Source organism: Oceanobacillus luteolus (assembly GCF_042678205.1).
GTDB classification, from domain to species: Bacteria; Bacillota; Bacilli; order Bacillales; family Amphibacillaceae; genus Oceanobacillus; species Oceanobacillus luteolus.
This window is the reverse complement of the sequence record NZ_JBHUDE010000136.1, coordinates 1-18,624: the sequence shown is the minus strand read 5'-3', so window position 1 is coordinate 18,624 and position 18,624 is coordinate 1. Positions and strand designations below refer to the sequence as shown.

General features: G+C 39.0%; 18 protein-coding genes and 1 pseudogene. 12 read left to right on the top strand and 7 right to left on the bottom strand.

The window, feature by feature from the left end; all coding sequences use genetic code 11:
• The first annotated feature begins 178 nt into the window (after positions 1 to 178).
• From ACFSBH_RS14630 to ACFSBH_RS14620, 3 genes are all read left to right on the top strand, one after another.
• Complete coding sequence (locus tag ACFSBH_RS14630; protein ID WP_379598308.1) at positions 179 to 676, top strand: hypothetical protein; 498 nt, start codon at positions 179 to 181, stop codon at positions 674 to 676.
• 364 nt (positions 677 to 1,040) lie between these two features.
• Positions 1,041 to 2,576: a YifB family Mg chelatase-like AAA ATPase gene (locus ACFSBH_RS14625; protein WP_379598306.1), complete on the top strand. Its 1,536-nt coding sequence runs from the start codon at positions 1,041 to 1,043 to the stop codon at positions 2,574 to 2,576.
• 2 nt (positions 2,577 to 2,578) lie between these two features.
• Positions 2,579 to 3,142: a transposase gene (locus tag ACFSBH_RS14620; RefSeq protein WP_379598304.1), complete on the top strand. Its 564-nt coding sequence runs from the start codon at positions 2,579 to 2,581 to the stop codon at positions 3,140 to 3,142.
• A gap of 629 nt (positions 3,143 to 3,771) precedes the next feature.
• Here the strand turns inward: ACFSBH_RS14620 and ACFSBH_RS14615 are convergent.
• The 3 genes from ACFSBH_RS14615 to ACFSBH_RS14605 all read right to left on the bottom strand — a co-directional run bounded on the left by ACFSBH_RS14615 (position 3,772) and on the right by ACFSBH_RS14605 (position 5,598).
• A complete protein-coding gene (locus tag ACFSBH_RS14615; RefSeq protein WP_379598302.1) occupies positions 3,772 to 4,566 on the bottom strand; it encodes a sunset domain-containing protein in 795 nt (264 codons plus the stop codon).
• 145 nt (positions 4,567 to 4,711) lie between these two features.
• Entirely contained in the window at positions 4,712 to 5,008 is a 297-nt protein-coding gene (locus tag ACFSBH_RS14610; protein ID WP_251517211.1) for a helix-turn-helix domain-containing protein, read from the bottom strand.
• Positions 5,009 to 5,106: 98 nt separating this feature from the next.
• Positions 5,107 to 5,598, bottom strand: coding sequence for a competence protein ComK (locus ACFSBH_RS14605; protein WP_251517208.1), 492 nt, complete (start codon positions 5,596 to 5,598; stop codon positions 5,107 to 5,109).
• 326 nt (positions 5,599 to 5,924) lie between these two features.
• Between ACFSBH_RS14605 and ACFSBH_RS14600 the strand changes: the two genes are divergently transcribed.
• From ACFSBH_RS14600 to ACFSBH_RS14585, 4 genes are all read left to right on the top strand, one after another.
• Positions 5,925 to 6,458, top strand: coding sequence for a sigma-70 family RNA polymerase sigma factor (locus ACFSBH_RS14600; protein WP_379598299.1), 534 nt, complete (start codon positions 5,925 to 5,927; stop codon positions 6,456 to 6,458).
• 94 nt (positions 6,459 to 6,552) lie between these two features.
• Positions 6,553 to 7,650, top strand: coding sequence for a DnaD domain-containing protein (locus tag ACFSBH_RS14595; protein WP_379598297.1), 1,098 nt, complete (start codon positions 6,553 to 6,555; stop codon positions 7,648 to 7,650).
• Positions 7,651 to 8,079: 429 nt separating this feature from the next.
• Complete coding sequence (locus ACFSBH_RS14590; RefSeq protein ID WP_251517198.1) at positions 8,080 to 9,219, top strand: Fic family protein; 1,140 nt, start codon at positions 8,080 to 8,082, stop codon at positions 9,217 to 9,219.
• 124 nt (positions 9,220 to 9,343) lie between these two features.
• Positions 9,344 to 9,580, top strand: a complete 237-nt coding sequence (locus tag ACFSBH_RS14585) for a hypothetical protein (RefSeq protein WP_379598295.1) — start codon at positions 9,344 to 9,346, stop codon at positions 9,578 to 9,580.
• A 291-nt stretch (positions 9,581 to 9,871) separates the two neighbouring features.
• Here ACFSBH_RS14585 and ACFSBH_RS14580 read toward each other — a convergent pair whose 3' ends face one another.
• On the bottom strand, positions 9,872 to 10,282 hold the full coding sequence (locus ACFSBH_RS14580) for a hypothetical protein (RefSeq protein ID WP_379598293.1): 411 nt from the start codon (positions 10,280 to 10,282) through the stop codon (positions 9,872 to 9,874).
• A 352-nt stretch (positions 10,283 to 10,634) separates the two neighbouring features.
• Here ACFSBH_RS14580 and ACFSBH_RS14575 point away from each other — a divergent pair, with 352 nt between their 5' ends.
• Together ACFSBH_RS14575 and menC are read left to right on the top strand one after the other, a co-directional pair.
• On the top strand, positions 10,635 to 11,663 hold the full coding sequence (locus ACFSBH_RS14575; RefSeq protein WP_251517190.1) for a plasmid pRiA4b ORF-3 family protein: 1,029 nt from the start codon (positions 10,635 to 10,637) through the stop codon (positions 11,661 to 11,663).
• Between the two features lie 24 nt (positions 11,664 to 11,687).
• Positions 11,688 to 12,392: pseudogene (gene menC, locus ACFSBH_RS14570) on the top strand (o-succinylbenzoate synthase); the annotation flags it as partial.
• Positions 12,393 to 12,628: 236 nt separating this feature from the next.
• Here the strand turns inward: menC and ACFSBH_RS14565 are convergent.
• Both ACFSBH_RS14565 and betB read right to left on the bottom strand, forming a co-directional pair.
• Entirely contained in the window at positions 12,629 to 13,837 is a 1,209-nt protein-coding gene (locus ACFSBH_RS14565; RefSeq protein ID WP_379598291.1) for an iron-containing alcohol dehydrogenase, read from the bottom strand.
• A gap of 54 nt (positions 13,838 to 13,891) precedes the next feature.
• Positions 13,892 to 15,361 carry a betaine-aldehyde dehydrogenase gene (gene betB, locus ACFSBH_RS14560; RefSeq protein ID WP_251517184.1) on the bottom strand — a complete coding sequence of 490 codons (1,470 nt, stop codon included), beginning with the start codon at positions 15,359 to 15,361 and terminating at the stop codon, positions 13,892 to 13,894.
• A 287-nt stretch (positions 15,362 to 15,648) separates the two neighbouring features.
• Between betB and cudC the strand changes: the two genes are divergently transcribed.
• From cudC to ACFSBH_RS14545, 3 genes are all read left to right on the top strand, one after another.
• A complete protein-coding gene (gene cudC, locus ACFSBH_RS14555; RefSeq protein ID WP_251517181.1) occupies positions 15,649 to 16,206 on the top strand; it encodes a choline uptake/conversion transcriptional regulator CudC in 558 nt (185 codons plus the stop codon).
• 24 nt (positions 16,207 to 16,230) lie between these two features.
• Positions 16,231 to 17,136 carry a glycine betaine ABC transporter substrate-binding protein gene (locus ACFSBH_RS14550; RefSeq protein ID WP_379598288.1) on the top strand — a complete coding sequence of 302 codons (906 nt, stop codon included), beginning with the start codon at positions 16,231 to 16,233 and terminating at the stop codon, positions 17,134 to 17,136.
• A gap of 183 nt (positions 17,137 to 17,319) precedes the next feature.
• Complete coding sequence (locus ACFSBH_RS14545) at positions 17,320 to 17,895, top strand: sce7726 family protein (RefSeq protein ID WP_251517176.1); 576 nt, start codon at positions 17,320 to 17,322, stop codon at positions 17,893 to 17,895.
• 44 nt (positions 17,896 to 17,939) lie between these two features.
• On the opposite strand, the gene ACFSBH_RS14540 is transcribed toward ACFSBH_RS14545, so the two are convergent.
• Positions 17,940 to 18,599, bottom strand: coding sequence for a beta family protein (locus tag ACFSBH_RS14540; RefSeq protein WP_251517173.1), 660 nt, complete (start codon positions 18,597 to 18,599; stop codon positions 17,940 to 17,942).
• Between the last annotated feature and the right edge of the window lie 25 nt (positions 18,600 to 18,624).

The window sequence follows — 18,624 nt, the reverse complement described above, 5'->3', positions numbered from 1 at the left end:
TAGTTCTTCATGTGGCATAGAAAAGCACCTCCTTCAATTGATATTTCTATCTTAGCAAGAGGTGCTTCATTTTTGTATGCGTTGTTTGATTACGGGTTTACGATTTATTTATAGATTCTATCCAAAGTTGGTGATATGATTCAATTAGTAAGTATTAATTGTAGAAGGAGCGGTTACTTTGAGCGATTATTCTTCAATTGTAGTTCATTCTGCTGCAACAATTCTTGAACTATGCAAGGATCTTGATGAGAAACTTAAAGGATATTTAGTTGAAACAGATGATCGACCGGATATTTCCTATGAATTGCTAAAGATATTAACAATTTCAGACGACCTTGTTCAATTAGCAAATCCAGATAAAATATCTGGGGAGTTTTTTGCCTTGCCAAAAGAAGTTGTTGGTGGCTCTAAGGAAGCAGCAGTTTTTTCTAATGACCATGGATGGGATTTTGGGCCTTGGTTTGGTGAAAAAAGCGGTAGCATCAAATTAGGGATTAAAAAGGTAATTAAATATTGGGAAATGGACCCTGAAACAGTTGAATTGCACGAGGAAGCGCAGATAACTTCAAAAGAATTTGTTCGAGTTCGGATTGACAGTGGAATCCGTGAAGTGAAGGCATATGCAAAGGTTGTTTTTGACCAGTTCTTTTCAGATAAAGTATCGGTAGAAAAGTAACGAAAGTCTTCAGTGCCTTTTCCGAGACAGCTTTGAATAAAATATCCGGTGCCCGGCACCACTCGAAATTTGTCAATAATTATATAGTTAGCTAGGGCTGATCACTTACAGGTTTTCTTCAGTTCTAGCTTTTTAATATTCTTTTTAAAAAGTTTTTTATGAACCAAATTGAATTTTGCAACATGATTTATTATTAGACTATTATTTTTCAATCAAATAAAGCAATGAAAACATAATTTTGATTTATTTTTACCGTCAATAATTCATTTTTTTCTTGTATGAATACGAACGTAGGTTCTTGACTTCCGGATGGAAATCGCTTATCTTGTATGTAATCAAATAAAACAAAAAGCGAGGTGGCGAAATGGCAACGGTGGTTTCGAGTATTGGTCTTAGAGGAATCGAGGGGTACAAAGTTCAGGTCGAGGTGCAGTTGCTCCCAGGAAATGAAGGGGTCAGCATTGTTGGACTGCCTGATGCTTCGGTGAAGGAATCAAAGGATCGGGTGATGGCAGCGCTGTATGCGTATGACTGTGAAATTCCGGATAAGAAAATCATCGTCAACCTGTCTCCTACAGAGGAACGTAAGAATAGTCCATTTTTCGATTTGGCAATGGCAATCGGCATTATGAAAGAAGCTGGAGAGTTTAAGGATCCAATTCCTGAAGATGCTGCATTTTTGGGTGTGTTGTCCCTTGATGGTTCAGTGAAGTCTGTCGATGGGATGCTGCCAGCGATTATTGCTGCGAAGAAAGAAGGATTTAAGCGGTTATATCTGCCTGTGGATCACGAACTTCCTATTCACCACATCGATGGGATTGAATTTTACTTTGCTGAGACGCTACAAGATGTCATCGATTCATTTTCCGGTCAGTTATCTACTTTCCATATCTCCTCAAAGAACACCACCCAAAGTTCAGGAAATCCTGAAATAATCTACATGAAAGACTTCCAACATGTCCTCGGTCATCAACATGCAAAAAGGGCATTGGAAATCGCTGCAGCTGGTGGACATCATGTGTTAATGGTTGGTCCGCCGGGATGTGGAAAGAGTTTGCTTGCGGAAACGTATCCATCCATTCTCCCGCCCTTGAAACAAGAGAGTCAATTTGAAGTCATGAGCATTTATCAATTGGCAGGTGTAACGATCCATCAATCGGGACTCGCCCCTTTTCGTGAACCCCATCATTCGGCTTCAGCGGTCTCCCTAATTGGAGGAGGATCTAATCCAAAACCTGGTGAAGTATCACTTGCTCACCATGGTGTATTATTCCTTGATGAAATGGCTGAGTTTCCCAAACGAACGTTGGACATGCTCAGGCAACCGCTAGAATCCGGTAAGGTAACGATTAGTCGGGCTGCTTCCACCGTCACTTATCCGGCTAAATTCCAAATGTTAGGTGCGATGAATCCCTGTCCTTGTGGTTATATAGGTTCAAGGCATTACTATTGCACATGCACACCAAAGCAGATTGCAAAATACCAAAATAGAATTTCAGGGCCAATTGAGGATCGGATGGATATTTTGCTCAAACTAGATGCTGTTATCTTGGAAAATGAATCGGAAATCCAAAATGAAACATCTGCAGAAATCCGCACTCGAGTAATTAAAGCTAGGGAAAGGCAATACGAACGTTATCATGGTGATTTTACGAATGCAACAGTAGAAAATGAAAAGTTAATGACTTACATCCACCTTACTCCCGAGCAACAGGAAATGATGCACCAATGGACAAGCAAACACAATTGGAGCACTCGAGTACAAATGAAAATCCTCCGTCTCGCTCGTACCATATCTGATTTAAGTGGGCATAATGACATAACGAATGAAGCAATCTGGGAATCTGTCAACCTTCGTCGCTCTCAAGTCAATGACAAGAGAATCGAGGTGGCAAAGTAAAATTGGGAAGGAAGAAACGCACTTGGGTACCCCATGCCTTTTATCATATTGTGAGCCGTGGCAACCGCAGAGAAAATCTGTTTCATGACGAAGGCGATTTTAAAACGTTTTTATATATCTTGCAAACGGTAAACAGAAAAGTCCCTTTTGAGCTTGCCTCCTACTGTCTGATGAACAACCACTTTCATCTCCAACTCCGTTCGCGCAAGCAACCCGTCTCCAAAGTAATGTCCCTCATTAATAAACGCTACGCAGACTATTACAACACGAAGAACAATTATTCCGGACATGTTTTTGAAAAACGCTATTTCGATAAAATCATCGATACGAAGACTGGCATGCTTGAAGTGAGCCGTTATATTCATCTGAATCCGCTGGAGGCGGGGATGGTGGAAAAAGCAGAGCAATACAAGTGGAGCAGTTACAGATATTATCTTTATCTTCAGAGAGGTCCATTTTTAAATATGAATGTGATTTTGGATTACTTTTCTGGGGATGAGATAGAGAAGCGGAGGAAATATCGGGAATTTGTGGAGGAGGGGACTAAGGAGGTTCTTTATAATTAAAATGTATGATGGTAATGAAAATGGGGAGGTTCAAGCATGGACAAGGAAACTTTAAAGGCTTTAAGAAAGTGTATTGCAAGATGAATTGAAGCCGATAAATAGCACTTTATACGGTTAAGGATGATGTTTCCCTGCTGAAGAACGATCTAACTTTAGTGAAAGATGATGTTTTCTCGCTGGAGAACGACCTAACTTTAGTGAAGCATGATGTAACTGAAATTAAACAGGGACAGCTCCAATTATCCAAAGATATCTTTGCCAGTCTAGGCAACTATCATGATAGAGAGGCATGTCGACAGCAGGACTGAAGCTTTGAATAAGCGAGTCTATCATCTTGAATCCGAAATGGAAGAGGTTACACGGAAATTGGATTGATTATTGCTTCTAGTTAATTGGTATTCACTTAATTACAAGCAGTTTAATATAAATTAGGTTAAGAGCTAGTGCTGGATAATAATATCAGTTCTAGCTCTTATTTTTTACCTGTCACCAATCGAAATATGTCAGATTATATAACGAAGTGATCGAGTTTACTGGAGTGCTTGATGGGATTTGGTCAGCCCTTCTATGATGAAACAGTCATTTTTTGTGAGCGACTACTTAAATTGGTTATATTATAATCGGGTAGTCTACCGCTTCGGCGCCCTATACCCAGCATTTTCAGCCTCATCCGTCGAACAGAACCACTGTACCACGTTTTTCGTTCGTTCATAGTATGTGCTTCCAGGCACGTGATAGATTCCACTTTCACTGCCTTTTATATTACATTCACCGGATGAAGCACTAGTAGCAGTTGAACTACTGTTTTGGCTAGAGTTACTCGACTCGCCAGAGCTTGAAGTGTTACCCGAACTATTGGACCCGGATGCTTGTCCAGAAGCACTTGCTGTTTTACTAGTGCTTTCATTACTTTCTTCAGTGGTAGATTTGTTTTTATTAGATGAACTGGAGCTTGCTGCCACACTGCTGCTTGCTACTTTTTGTTCGTTAGTTGCAGTGCTCTCAGCAGTTTGTTTAAGCTCATCCACTTCTTTTTCAAGATCAGCTTTTTCTTCCGCTAATTGCTCCTTTACTTCTTCCAATGTACTGTATTTCTTTTGAAGCGAATCGTTTTCCTTTGTTGTAATTGCTAATTCATCTTCCAAGTCTGAGACAGAGATGTTCAGCGTTTCTAACTCTTCTTCCAACTCTTCCTTGTTGCTTTCCAACGTTATGATTTGTTCGGTCAGTTCTTCATTCTTTTCTTGTTCCTGTTGTAAATCGATATAAACTTGGTCGTTTCCAATGCTCAAGCCAAACATAATCAGAAACAGAATGAACGATGCGGCAGAATACCCAATCTTTTTCCACTTCCTGATATCTTTTGCCCGGAACCACACAAAAAATAAAACAGCAGCTAATAGCAAAATCAAGACAATCTCCATTATTTATCCCCCTGTATCGTATTGGTTAATACGAACTGCTTATATATGAAAAAAATATAATGAGGATTTCCATTATATTTTTTCTGCTAAGTTCTATGCTGTTTTCATGTTGTGTGGATTGGTGTGAACGTAGGTCTTATAATGATTATTTTTTCTTTCGCCGTCTGCGTTTCGGATTAGGTACATGAGGCAGGACTTCTATGTATTTTTCTGTTCCTTCATATAATGCATTTGGCTCTATCTCTAAAGCTTTTGCAAGTCTAGCAATAGTAAAAGCCATCGGTGATTGTTGTCCATGCTCCAGTTTAAGAATATTTTTATCATCGAGTTGGCTACTGTAAGCTAACTCTTCTAGTGACATACCTCTCGCCATACGATACTTTTCTATGTTTTCCCCAACTATTTCCTGAAATTTGATTTCTTCCTTCTTTTTATTAGTCATGTATTGGTTCCTTTCATTTACTTCATTATTCAATGAAAGAAAAAAACACAGAACCGCGTGGAGGCCACCAATGTATGCAATTTTGGGAGTATTCTGTATTAAATTGTTAAGTTATAGGAAGGGATTTCAGTCTCCCCGTTAGAAAAGGTAAGCTGGCACAATTCTGTTCGCTTTATCTGGTTTTGTATGGTAAAGGGGGAGACGTCAACGGTGATACATTCGTTATTGTTAAATAGGATAGTAGTTTTCGAGTCTGAAGACGGATGTATGGAATAGATATGACGGTGGAACAGCCATGCACAGTTGTAATCGGTGGGGGAGTGTGTCGGGAAGGCGTATAGGTTCCAGTAGATGCTGATAGGTATAGGCACTTTTCTCTTCACCCCGGTTTGGTGCATGACGGATTCCCTTCTGCCTTCATAGCTGGAACCGTAAGTTAAACATGCTTCCTTAATCAGATGCAACGCAGGTTTTTTTACATGAATCTTTTGATCTTGTTCGAGGACAATGGTGTCATATTCCAATGTGTAGGCGGGAAGAAGAGCAACTGTTTGTTGATTGATATGATAATCTGAGAGAATTACATTCATGATGTAGAACCACCCTTTCTTTTGATATTTTGTTCGCTGGGATTTTACTAGAGACTGCTTGCTTGTATTTGATTATGTCGATAAGATTTAAAGTTTAGTACCGCTTGGAAGCCACTTTAAGGAATGAAAATAATGCAGCTAACTTAATTTAAGCTCTTTAAAATCAAATTATGTGACACGTTTCGAGTACTTTTTTATATGAACGTGGATTATTCTAAAATTATTTCAGCCTTTTATGCTTCATTTGCATAAATAAGGCTGTTTTTCATTTGCTATAGCTTTTTTTATGATAGAAAAGAGTTTTGAATAAAGGAGGGTGTCTCACAGTGACAGATCACAAGCAATTTACATTCGAGGAGATTTTTAAACAGAATGAGAATCGGGTTCATTACCAAATGCACAAGCTCGGCATCCGTGACCAAGACGGGGAGTTTTACTCGGAAGGGATTTATGCGATGTGGCGAGCCTACAAAAGATACGAGCCTGATAAAGGTCCAATGTCCACCTATTTCAACTACACAATCCGCTATTCGCTGCTCGACCTCATGCGCAAGAAAATCCAGCAGAAAGAAAAAGAACAAGCATACCTCAACAAGGAAATAACCTCCATCACAAGCGGAAACAGAAGTAGCAACTCCTCACTCATACCAATACCAGAGATGAAAATTATCGATGAAAAGTTATGGAAAGATGTATTCTCCCATTTAACAGTGAAGCAACGAAAATGGGTGTATTATGCCATTATTCGTGATATGCCCTTAAAAGAGATTGCTGATAAAGAAGGGGTTACCGTAGAGGCGGTAAAGAGTTGGGGGAAACAAGCGAGAAAGAAGTTGAGAAAAGTATTGATTATTGAGTAATTGGAGTGTGTCTTATCGGAGCAGGACCGGGTACCATAATGAGGGTTCTGACTCCGATATGATGTTCTATAAATAATAGAAAGGAATGGAAAAAATGAATTACATTAAAGAAATTAATGCGTTTTATGATCTTCAGGAACAGACTCCTCTTTCGGGTTCGGCAATTGCGTTATGGTATGCTCTCATGCATATCAACAATAAAACAAGGTGGAAAAATAGATTTACGTCTCCTGGTTCGGTACTTCGGAATAAGGCAGGTCTGACCGAGAGTAGTTTTAAACGGGCGCGGGCTGAACTTGAGAGCCTTGGTTATATAGAGGTGGAGTCGCAGGGAAGAGGGAAGGCGCCGGTTTATAAGATGAATAGTTTAGTAGTGGAAGATGAAGAAGTTTTTGGGATTGATGCAGTTTTCCAAGGAAGCGAGACAGAGGTATCGTTTCATGGTATTTCAATTGATAGAAAGGAAGAACATATTTTAGAGACAGGAGATCAAGAACATCTACAAAGCAAACCCCGTTTGACCCATCATGCGGACCAATCGATAAACCCTCCACCGGCCCAGAACGTGGACGACCAGTTGACCGATACTCCGGACCAACTTGTGACCCACCTTCCGGATCATAAGCCGGCCCCTTTATATAAACAATACATAAACAAAACAAAGACAAAACGAAACAATATAAATGCATCTGCAGCTGATACGGGCGCAGATGTATTTGTGGACCGAAAAATGAATCAGCAGGAAAAAGGGTCGGATGCAATAGTGTTTTATCAAGAAAATTTTGGTTTGGTCGGTCCTTTTGTTGCGGAATCACTACAAGATTGGATCCAGACTCTTGGTGAAGAATTAGTGATTGAGGCGATGAAGCGTGCATTGGAACGGAATAAAACATCGTGGGGATATGTGAAAAGTATTTTGAATGACTGGTATAAGAAGGGGATTCGTACTGTCGGTGAGGCAGAGGCGGAGTTGGTTGCTTTTGAGAATGAGCGGAGAGAGAAGAAAGGGTTGAGTGGTGGTTTTTTTGTGAAGAAAAGAGATATTATTCCCGAGTGGTATGGGGAAGAGGAGCGGAAACGGAAGGAGAGGGAGTTGGAAAAGAAGAATAGAGAGGAGGAAGTGACGGTGGAGCAGGTGGAAGAGGTGATGAGGAGGTATTGGGAGGAGGAAGGTGAGGAGGTTGTTAACTAGCTTCATTCCCTTATTGTATGTTCAAGAATTATGTTATTTATTGTGTTCGACTGATGTTTTATCCCAATTCAATCATCTAAAGTTAATGGAAGGAATTCCCCTTTTTCGGTGGAGTCATTTTAGGAGTACAAGCATCCGTTTCCATACTGAATTAACGCCAGTGATAAAAATGTGATAAATAAAGTATAGTTATTAAAAACATGGACAAGCAGATCAGTCAGTTGTTTATTTATAGTTAAGTTAGCTTGCCACGATCTAGACATGCTTGTCTCTTTGAATTTCAGAGAGGAATAGAACAGTGTATTTCGGAGTGTATAAACTTTGTAGGTGTTTTGTGTAAAATTAAAAGATTTATTAAGTAAATATATTCATTATTTTGAGCTAAGACGTATAAAAGTGTATATTTAAGTAAATATACTAAATAAGGAGGTGTTGGTTTTGGCTAGAAAAGGTATCACAAAACTTCCTATTAGTGTAAAAACAGAAGAAGCGTTACAGATTCTTGAAATATTATCAAAAATAAATCACAAAATTGGGCGTTTGGAGGAAAGGTTTAATCACTCCATTGTTAATAAGAGTCTCATTCAACTCCTACAATTAAGTGAATCGGTTGAATCAACAAGGATTGAAGGTACCCAAGTTACTTTCACAGATGTGGTAGAAGAACAGAATGATAGTAACCCTCGACGGGAAATTACTGAAGTTAAAAATTATCGTGAAGCACTACAAGAGGGGACCGAGCGAATAAGAAATGGATATCCAGTATCTTGGAGATTGATAAGAGATTTGCACGGAATACTAATGCAAGGTGCAAGAGGTTCGGTTCAAGCTTCTGGTGATTATCGAAAGGTGCAAAATTTTATTGGGCCCTCAAATAGAATAGAAGATGCAACTTACATTCCAATTTCTGCTGATGAAATCGAAGAGTATATGCAGAATCTAGAGTATTTTATTAATAAACATCCATACAATGAGAGACTAACAACGGATCATCTACCTGCTGACGGCTACATTTTTGATGAAGATGCAAATCCACTTATAAAGACTGCTATTATGCATGCTCAATTTGAATCTATTCATCCATTCTTAGATGGAAATGGTCGTCTTGGCCGTATTTTAATTGTGCTTTCACTGATGCAATCCAAAATTATTACACAGCCGATATTTTTTGTCAGTGAGGAACTGGAAGAGGAGCGTGCCTTATATTACGACATGTTAAATGGAGTAAGAGGAGAGAACCCCGAGTGGGGCGATTGGATTTTGTTCTTTCTAAAAGCTTGTGATCGCATGGCAACACGCATTTATGAAAAACTAGAAAAGGCCGATAGATTAGCGAGTGAAGGTTTAATTAAATGTCAACTGGAATCGGAAAAAAGGGTTTGGCTCTATACCTTTTCGGATCCATTTACAACCGCCAAAAAAGTTGCCGAACATCTTGGCATATCTACGAATACTGCTAGGAATGCACTTAATACACTAGCGGAGAAAAAGTTATTATTTTCAGATCGGGAAGTGAAGAGAAATAAAAAATATCGTAATTATGATTTGATGCGTATTTTAAGAAGCTAGTAAATTCTACGTGCCTAGTATAGTAAATAGTTCAAAACAATAAGAAAGACCATCGTTTTCATTGTAGAATAGAAGTACCTATCACAGAACTTCCTACTACACCCAGTCAAAGGAGATGAAAACGATGGTCCAACCATTATTGAACCATATTCAAGATAGAAATGGAAGTCGATGGGCAGAATTTATTCGGAAAACAGGGGGAGAAAATATTTTATTAGTGGCTGTGGATGCAGCCAAATATATACATAAAGCGATGATTTGTACGTTTTATGGGGACATTCTGGTTAAGCCTTTTGAGTTTGATGCATCAGAAACTGGATTTAATAAGCTAAGAGAAGCAGTGCGGAGAGAGAAAGAATAGCATGATATGAAGGGGTGTGAGGTGAACTCTCTAGACGAGTTCCCTCTTATTGCGGCGTTTTTTCGGTGGTTGGGCTACAGGGTTTAAGTTATAGAAACTTCCACTGCCAAGACCAACATTGAAAATTAATAGCTATGAGCTAAAGAATCATATCGGATATATTCTATGAAAGATGAGAGGAAGAGCCATGTGCGGGAAAATCGTAAGCACGGTTCTCAGAGGGGTTGTGAAGCACAATTTGAAGTGCAAATTTCTCAGAGAGGCTTCACTGCCCTACTCGACCTTGTCGAATCAGTCTCTTCGTTCTTCTAATATATCTTTAATGATTTCACTGTGAACGACAGCCCATGCATTCTCTTTAAAATGAAAAATTAAGCTAACCGTAAGTATCATCAAATAGATTGTCCCGAAAATCATCCAATTCATGTTTCCATTACCAATAATATAATCTTCGAGTGGTTTAGAAAACAGCACGAGTAACCATGGTACAGCCGTTGCGAATATTGGGATGATCCCTATTCCTCCTTTTTCTTTTGCTACTTGATAATAGATAAGTTGTAGTGTGTCACTGTCGAGGGATTGATAAAATTCTTTTATTTCTCCTGTTTCTTTTAAATAACGGCTCTTTGTTATGTCACCGGGCGCCATTTCCCGAAGACGAAGATAAAGTTTATGGGCATCGCCACGCGTTGAAAATTTCATCTGAACTTCTCCATTCATTTTGAAATCTCTTTGTATTTTTGGCCAAATAGTGAAAATCATGCATTTGTTTTCTGTGAATTCTACGTGCCTGTCACCACCCGAACTATGTCGAATTTTGTCGGGTGGGATATTTTAGAGCTAGGAGCAGTGAAAATTCCCTATTATTTTTTTGTGCAAACTTCTAACATTTTGGTCGCAAAAATCATAACTTTTTTTTGCACTAAACAGTTCCCAATCTGTAAAAGTTTATTATAATGACTTGAAAGAGAGTAGTAAATATGCTGTTATAGTATTAAGCAAAATCGTTCGACATACTGAAATAGCTTAATATTATTTGCTGGAGGAATAAGAAGTGAAAAACAAAATGACACCAGTACGTCTTCACTTAGAATTATCTGATGATTATCTATCAGATTATCAACGAAGAATGTTAAAAAGGTATGGTGAGTCTAGTGACGGTAAGTCGATAACGCGAGACATCCTTATCCCTTCCGACATGCCACTGCATAATCTTCATTATACGATTCAAAAATTGTTCGGCTGGCAAAATTCACACTTGCGGCGTTTTATTTTACCAGATGATATCTATCAACAATTAACAGGGAATACAGTGAAAGGCTGGGCAAATTTAGTAGGTGTTTTATTCCAAGCCCCATCGGAAGCAACGAAGGATCTATTTTGGGATGATGATTATAAAAGTGGAAGTATTAATACATGGCTCAGAAAAAAATATACGGGTCCCTACGTGTATGGTGGAATAATGGAGCATCCCGAAATAGCCAAGCGTGATATACAGGAATTATTAGAGCGCTTTGAAACAATTGAGGTTCAAGAATCCTTTGACTCTTTTCTTGCACGAAAGAAATCAAATAAAAATGCTGGGGCGAAAGTACTTAAAACAGACTCATTAATCAATCTCACCCTGGATGAAATGAATGCTACTATATTTTTGGAGGGTGGGACGGAAAGTTTATTGGAACGGCTGGAAGTGAACAAGCTTCTCGCATCTCCAGATGAAGAACTTACCTCAGATGAATGGTTTCCTGTCACGAAGGAGCTTCTTTACAATTATGATTTTGGTGATGATTGGGTCGTTAAGATAACGAAACCTCATGATTGCGAAGACCTTTTAGAACAGAATAGGCTTGGTGAAGACGAGCTTGAAGAAGCAAGAAATACAGTCATCGATAAGCATAAACCAGTTTGTATTCATAAAGAAGGTATTTCCGTATTGGATGATGTAGGCGGACTGAGCGGATTTGCTGACTTTTTAGGGACAATCTATGAAGAAGATAATAAAGAGGAAGCCTCGCAAGCCCGTACTTGGGCACGAAGTTTCGGATGGAATGCAGCGAAGATTTCTTGTAAGAAAATGTTGTGATGTTGGTGCCTGGCACCGCCCGAACTAAGTATTGGTATTCAACCGACAATTGAACATCTTGTCGACTTGGTAGATGGCTATATAAAAGAAGGATACAAACGGATGAAGGTGAAAATAAAGCCGGGCTGGGATGTAGAAGTGATTCGCACACTTCGTGAAAAATTCCCGGATGTGGCAATTATGGCAGATGCAAACTCTGCCTATCGCTTAGAGGATATCAATCTGTTAAAACAGTTGGACGAATTCGATTTGATGATGATTGAACAACCTCTAGCTTCCGATGACATAATCGATCATGCGCGCTTGCAAAAAGAGCTGAATACTCCTATATGCTTGGATGAAAGTATTCATTCGTTGGAGGACGCACGAAAAGCGGTTGAGCTAGGCAGTACTGAAATTATTAATATTAAAATCGGTCGGGTCGGCGGCTTGACAGAGGCGAAGAAAATCCATGATTACTGCAGTCAAAATAATATTCCAGTCTGGTGCGGAGGAATGCTCGAGTCCGGGATTGGAAGAGCACATAATATCGCTTTGACAATTTTATCAAATTTTACACTGCCAGGAGATACTGCCGGCTCCAATCGATATTGGGAGAAAGACGTTATTCTACCCGAAGTTGTAGCTGAGAATGGTCATATAGAAGTACCTAAATCAGTTGGTATCGGTTATGAAGTGGATCGAGAAGCGATAGAGGCTTTTACGGTTGAGAAGAAGCATTATCGGTAAGCTTAAATTTTTGAACTTAGGGATGTCATTACTTGGGGTTCGTCATATTCATTTAACAACCGCTACATCTTGAACTCGGGGCGCCTGCCACCACCAGAATGACAATTTGAAGGATATAATCTGACTACTTGTCGGCCTGATGAGGTAACCGTACGAACAACTTCCCTCTGTCTAAATTAAACAACTCCGTTCATGAATGAATCATGAACGGAGTTGTTTTGCTATATGATTAAACATTACAACGTCTTAGGAACCAAGTTAAAGCAACGTTTGTAAATCCACTTATAATCTTCCTCCGTCAAGTCTCGTGGATTACCTACTGTTTGAGGATCTTTCATTGCTTCTTTTGAAAGTCTGTCAATCATGTCAGGAGATACACCTTGTTCTTCTAAACTTGGAATATCCAAGTCTTCTGCAAGTTTATAAACTTCATTAACTGCTGCTTTTGCCGCTTCTTCAGTTGTCATATTGAATGTATTCACACCGAGAGCTTGTGCTATTCTAGCAAATTTAGCTGGATGTCCTTTCCAGTTGTATTCCATAACAGGACCCATCATGGTTGCAACACACTGACCATGTGCAACCGGGATAATACCACCGAGTGTTTGGGACATTGCATGCGCTGCTCCTGCCGATTCGCTTCCGTAAGCTAATCCTGCAAGCATGGCAGCTTGAGCCATTCCGTATCTTGCTTCAATGTCACCGCCATCTGAGTATGCACGACGAATATATTTTCCAACGTATTCGATAGCAAGCAGTGCGACTGCATCTGTAACCGGTTGTGCATAGTGCATCGTGTAGCATTCGATAGCATGTGCAAGTGCATCAATACCTGTCATTGCTGTTACGTGTGGAGGCATGGAAACATGTAACTCTGGATCGATGATCGTTAAGTGAGCGGCGATGGGCGGTCCACCTGTATTAAATTTGAATTCACGTTCCTCATCTGTAATCACTGCCCACTGTGTTACTTCTGAACCAGTCCCAGCTGTTGTAGGGATGGTTGTTAGCGGTGGAATTCGATTTTCAAGCGGCTTTTTCCCTTCTGCTGCTTCATATTCTAAAACGGAAGCGTTATGAGCTATTTCAACACCAATTGCTTTTGCTGTGTCCATGGAGCTTCCTCCGCCTACAGCAACGAGCCCATCACAGTTTTCTGCTTTGTACTGTTTGCTTCCCTCTGCAATCAGACGTACTGGAGGGTTTGGTTCTACTTTATTAAATAAAGAAACTTCGATTCCAGCCTCTTTTAAATAGTCTTCAATTGGTCTTGTGATACCCGCATTATAGATTCCTGGGTCGGTTACTAGTAACGCTTTTGTCACGCCAAGGTTTTTAACCTCTTCTCCAACATGCTTGATGGATCCAATTCCGTGTTTAATCGCTGTTGGTAGTTCGAATTGGTGAAATTTATACATATGTTCTACTTTCATATTTAAACTCATTAATAATTGCCTCCTATGTACTGAATCATTATAGATTTGTTGTAGATTACTGTTTTAGAACCAGTTTATGGTTTCTGGTTTTAGATTTTGGAATACGTGTTTGGTTTCTTGGTATTCTTCGAGTCCCATGACTCCTAGTTCGCGGCCGATTCCAGATTGCTTATAACCACCCCATGGAGCGTGTGGGAAGTAGATATTAAAATCATTGATCCAGACGGTACCCATGCGCATTTTTGCAACACAGCGTTCTGCCTTTGCGATATCTTTTGTCCATACACCGCCGGATAGTCCGTAAATAGAATCATTTGCTAGTTTCATAGCTTCTTCTTCGGTTTCAAATTTCTCCACTGTAATGACCGGACCAAAAGCTTCGTCTTGAACAACACTCATGTCGGTCGTGCAATTTGTCAAAATGGTAGGTAGATAGAAAAATCCATTTTGAAGTTCTGCATCTTCTGGACGTCTGCCTCCGACTGCGACAGTTGCCCCTTCTTCGATTCCTTTTTCAACATACTTTTCCACTTTATTTAAATGTTCTTGTGAAATAAGTGGTCCCATCTGTGTTGTTTCATCAAAACCATTTCCAAGCTTGATTTTTTTCACGCGCTCAGTGAGTGCATCGACAAGTGTATTGTGGATGCTTTCTTCGACGATGATTCTCGTTCCAGCTGAACAGATTTGTCCAGCATGGAAGAAGACAGCATTTAAAGCTTGATCGATTGCGACTTCTAAATCAGCATCAGCAAAGATGACATTCGGATTCTTGCCACCGAGTTCGAGTGCGATTTTTTTCATATTATGACTTGCAGCTTGCATAATCGTTTTTCCTGTCTCAATTCCGCCGGTAAAGGAGATTAAATCTACATCCTTATGATTGGATAGTACTGCGCCGACTGTGTTTCCTGGGCCAAGTACAAGGTTGGCAACACCTTTAGGTACTCCAGCTTCTTCGATGAGTTCAAAGATTTTAATATGTGTAAGTGGTGTAATTTCACTCGGCTTGATGATGAGTGTGTTTCCAGTTACGAGAGCTGGAGCCAGTTTCCAAGATGCTTGAAGCAGTGGATAGTTCCAAGGAGTAATTTGCCCGCAGACACCAACAGGTTCTTTCACTACTTTGCTGATTGAATTTGGGATGGGGGAGTTTATGATTTGACCTCCATCTTTATCGGCAAGCTCCGCATAGTAACGGAAGACACCAGCAATATCTTCCATATCCCATCGGCTTTCTTCCAGTGTTTTTCCGGTATCTAATGATTCAAGCTTCGCGAGTTCCTCTTGGTCGCGTTCAATGAGATCCGCAATTTTGTTAACAATTTTTGCTCGTTCGGTTGCCGATGTATGTGGCCACTCACCATGGTCAAATGCTTCTCTTGCTGCAGCGATTGCCTTTTCGGAATCCTGTTCGTCTCCTTCGGCAACAACTGCAATGACCTCTTGGTTATATGGATTAATAATTTCTCTTGTATTTCCAGAGATGGCATCAACCCATTGGCCATTTATATATTGTTTTTTTATGTCCAATACAGAAACCTCCTAGTTGATCGTCAATAGCATTGTTAAGTTTGTTAAGAAAAAATTTAACGTTGTGAACAAATTTAATCTAACACATAAAAAAAGTTGTGTCAAAAAAATTCAGTTGATTTTTAAAACATATTCTAGATGAAAAATAATTTTATAATGTGATAGTAAATAGGTAATAACGCGTTTTTTCTTGTCAGTTCCACTTGACAATATTTTTAAAAAGCGTAGTATTTAATTTGTTAAGAAAAAATTTAACAAAGTGAACAACATACAAGGAGAGTTTGCCAGTGGAAAGCTCAAAAGATAAAGCAGCAAGAGAAAAAATAGAATTTGCAAAGGACCAAGTTATTGGTACTATCGCAGAAACGATGGATTTATACGGAGTGACGCCAGCCGCCGGTAGGTTGTACGCCACGATGTATTTTGAGGATAAAATGAATTTGGATGAGATGCTTGAAGAAGTTGGGATGACCAAGGCAAGCATGAGTACAAGTGTACGTAAGTTGCAGAACATTGGTTTTGTGAAACGTCTTTTTACGAGAGGTTCCAGAAAACATACGTATACAGCGGAAAAGAATTTTTTCAATACCTTTATGTCCTTCTATTGCCAACAATGGGAGCGGGAAGCGAGTATGAACTTGGATGCCGTTCATATTGCTGAGAAGGAATTGGCTAAAATTATTAATGATCCGTCAATAGCAGAGGAAATAAAAGCAGAAGCTGAAGAATATTACGAAATGCTGAATGAATCCAAAGTATATTACCATTGGTTAAGAAAATTAGCAGCAAGTATTCGTACCGGAGAAATATTTGAATTTTTACCAAAAGAAAACGATGAAAGCTAAATTTTATAGGAGGCAGTTTAATTCATGAGTGTTCGAAGGAGTATATTATTTGTCCTTACTTTATTAATGATAAGTGTGCTAGCGGCATGCGGGAATGGAGATGCGGAAGGTGCATCTTCAGAGAGTAAGGCAGAAAGTGCGAATGAGACAATCGATATGGGACAGATTAGTTGGGCAGAAAACATTGCAGTCACAAATATGTGGAAAGTTATTCTTGAGGAAAAAGGATATGACGTTAAGTTCCACTTATTAGATATGGGGACACAAATGGCTGCATTGGCGAATGACGAGTTGGATGTCAACTTGGAATTTTGGCTGCCCGTTCAAGATAAGCACTATTTCGAACGATATCAAGAGGAAATCGATTTTTCAGAAGAAGTTTGGTATGACAATGCTAAAGTTGGACTAGTTGTACCAGCTTATATGGAAGATATCAATAGTATTGAAGATTTAAATGAGAACAAGGATCTGTTTGAGGGGAAGATTATTGGTTTTGATCCTGGTGCAGGAACAATGGATGTTACCGAAGAAATGATTGAGGAATACGAGTTGGAATTTGAGCTTGTACCAAGTTCCGAGCCAGCGATGATTACAGTTATCGAGGAGTCAGTCAAAGCGGAAGAACCGGTTGTCGCACCATTATGGAACCCGCATCGTGTGTTTTCAGAGATGGACTTAAAATATTTGGAAGACCCGAAAAAGTCATTCGGAGAAACGGAAAAAATTCATCATGCGAAAAGATTAGGTTTCGCTGACGATTACCCGGAAGTTGATCAATGGTTGAAGAACTGGAAAATGGATGATGATGCTATTGGTGAATTGATGAGCTATGTAGCTGAAGCAGAAGCGGCAGGGGAAGACCCGATTGTTGGTGCAGAAAAATGGGTGGACGACAATCGAGAGCTGGTTGATGAATGGTTAAGTGAATAAATAGGAATGACGGGAACGGATTCTATTCTCCTGATTTGAGGGGGAGTAGGTTCGTTCTTTTTTATGTAATAAGTCTCGAATAACCTTAGATGGTCAGCTTAAACTATATGATGGGGTTTACGATAAATAAAAAATCAATTGAAAAAAAACTTTAATGCTATAAAATAATATTAGGTGATAAAAATGAACAAGCTTGATGATAAGCAAATTCGAAAAGCATTGGTTTCTAGAGTATCTACTTATAAGGATTGTAAAATTTATGAAGAATTAACAGTGCCTTCTGGAAGAGCTCGTGCGGACGTAGTTGCTGTAAATGGCCATGTAATCGCGTACGAAATCAAAAGTGATTTTGATTCGATAAAACGATTAGAAACTCAAATTCCCGAATATGATAGGAATTTTGAAATGAATTATATTGTTGTAGGCTCGAAATACGCTGAGTCAATAGTTGATACTGTTCCTGAGTATTGGGGGATTATAGTAGCGACAAAAACTCGTCTAGATACGGTTAGACTATCTTTTATCAGAAAAGCTAGACTGAATCCAAATCATTCCTTTAAAGATTTCGTATCCTTGCTGTCTTCAAATGATATTAAGCGAATTGCTTCTAGAGATGAATTTTTAGGTAGGAAAATAACCAAGAGTCAAATTAGGAAGTTATTTAAACAAGATGTTATTAAGACATTAGATGAAACACTATCAGAGAAAATAAAATCCTTATTAAAAAAAGAAGTACGCATGCATATGAAGAACTCATAAAAGAAGCAGGCATTTCATTGCCTGCTCCAATTCTCTTTTCATTATCATAATTCATTAAGACAAACTACGGTATGTCTGTTTACTCCAATTGACGTCCAAACGGAAGGATTCCCTTTATTGGTATTGTCATCAACCACAGACTTAATATATTCATCTCCCCAGCAGTACTTTTCGTCAAATCCACTTAAGCTGGCAATCTGTTGGCAGACTTTAACAAAGTCATAATTTCCTTGACGTAGACCATTTCTAACAAACCAATAGTCGTTATCTAAAGTATACTTAACTTGGACTATTGCTCTGCCTCCTGTTGAAATGATAGGGCTTACAGAAGAATAGTCTCCAAACATCAAGTCAGTATCGTTAGAGGATATTTTCTTCATTTCATTAAATAATTCTTTTTCAATCCGAGGAAACTTGTAATTCTCATCTGATGCAACAGGTATACTGTTTGGTACCGCACCACTCATTACAATTACCGTTTTTCCTTTTAATAAACTTAATATAGGAGCAAAAGAAGTGACAAGGTCATTGCTAACGCTTTCAATAAACCCGAAATCTAATATTATCTTATTAGGTAGCTTGTCATAATTGCTCTGCAACCATTGATTGAAAAAGGTATTTACAACCACTAGCGTTGCATAAATAATACCAGAATTTTCAGTTTTAATCTTTTTTCTATTAGAGCCAAAAAAGTAAATACCCAACTAAAGGTGGCTCCATTCATTTTTT

Coding starts and splice junctions, on each gene's coding strand:
- ACFSBH_RS14605 (WP_251517208.1), bottom strand. CDS start 5,598: ATGAATGTAATTCTCTCAGATTATCATATCAATCAACAAACAGTTGCT.
- ACFSBH_RS14585 (WP_379598295.1), top strand. CDS start 9,344: ATGGTCCAACCATTATTGAACCATATTCAAGATAGAAATGGAAGTCGA.
- ACFSBH_RS14550 (WP_379598288.1), top strand. CDS start 16,231: ATGAGTGTTCGAAGGAGTATATTATTTGTCCTTACTTTATTAATGATA.
- ACFSBH_RS14580 (WP_379598293.1), bottom strand. CDS start 10,282: ATGAAATTTTCAACGCGTGGCGATGCCCATAAACTTTATCTTCGTCTT.
- ACFSBH_RS14545 (WP_251517176.1), top strand. CDS start 17,320: ATGAACAAGCTTGATGATAAGCAAATTCGAAAAGCATTGGTTTCTAGA.
- ACFSBH_RS14625 (WP_379598306.1), top strand. CDS start 1,041: ATGGCAACGGTGGTTTCGAGTATTGGTCTTAGAGGAATCGAGGGGTAC.
- ACFSBH_RS14565 (WP_379598291.1), bottom strand. CDS start 13,837: ATGAGTTTAAATATGAAAGTAGAACATATGTATAAATTTCACCAATTC.
- ACFSBH_RS14615 (WP_379598302.1), bottom strand. CDS start 4,566: ATGGAGATTGTCTTGATTTTGCTATTAGCTGCTGTTTTATTTTTTGTG.
- ACFSBH_RS14595 (WP_379598297.1), top strand. CDS start 6,553: ATGAATTACATTAAAGAAATTAATGCGTTTTATGATCTTCAGGAACAG.
- ACFSBH_RS14610 (WP_251517211.1), bottom strand. CDS start 5,008: ATGACTAATAAAAAGAAGGAAGAAATCAAATTTCAGGAAATAGTTGGG.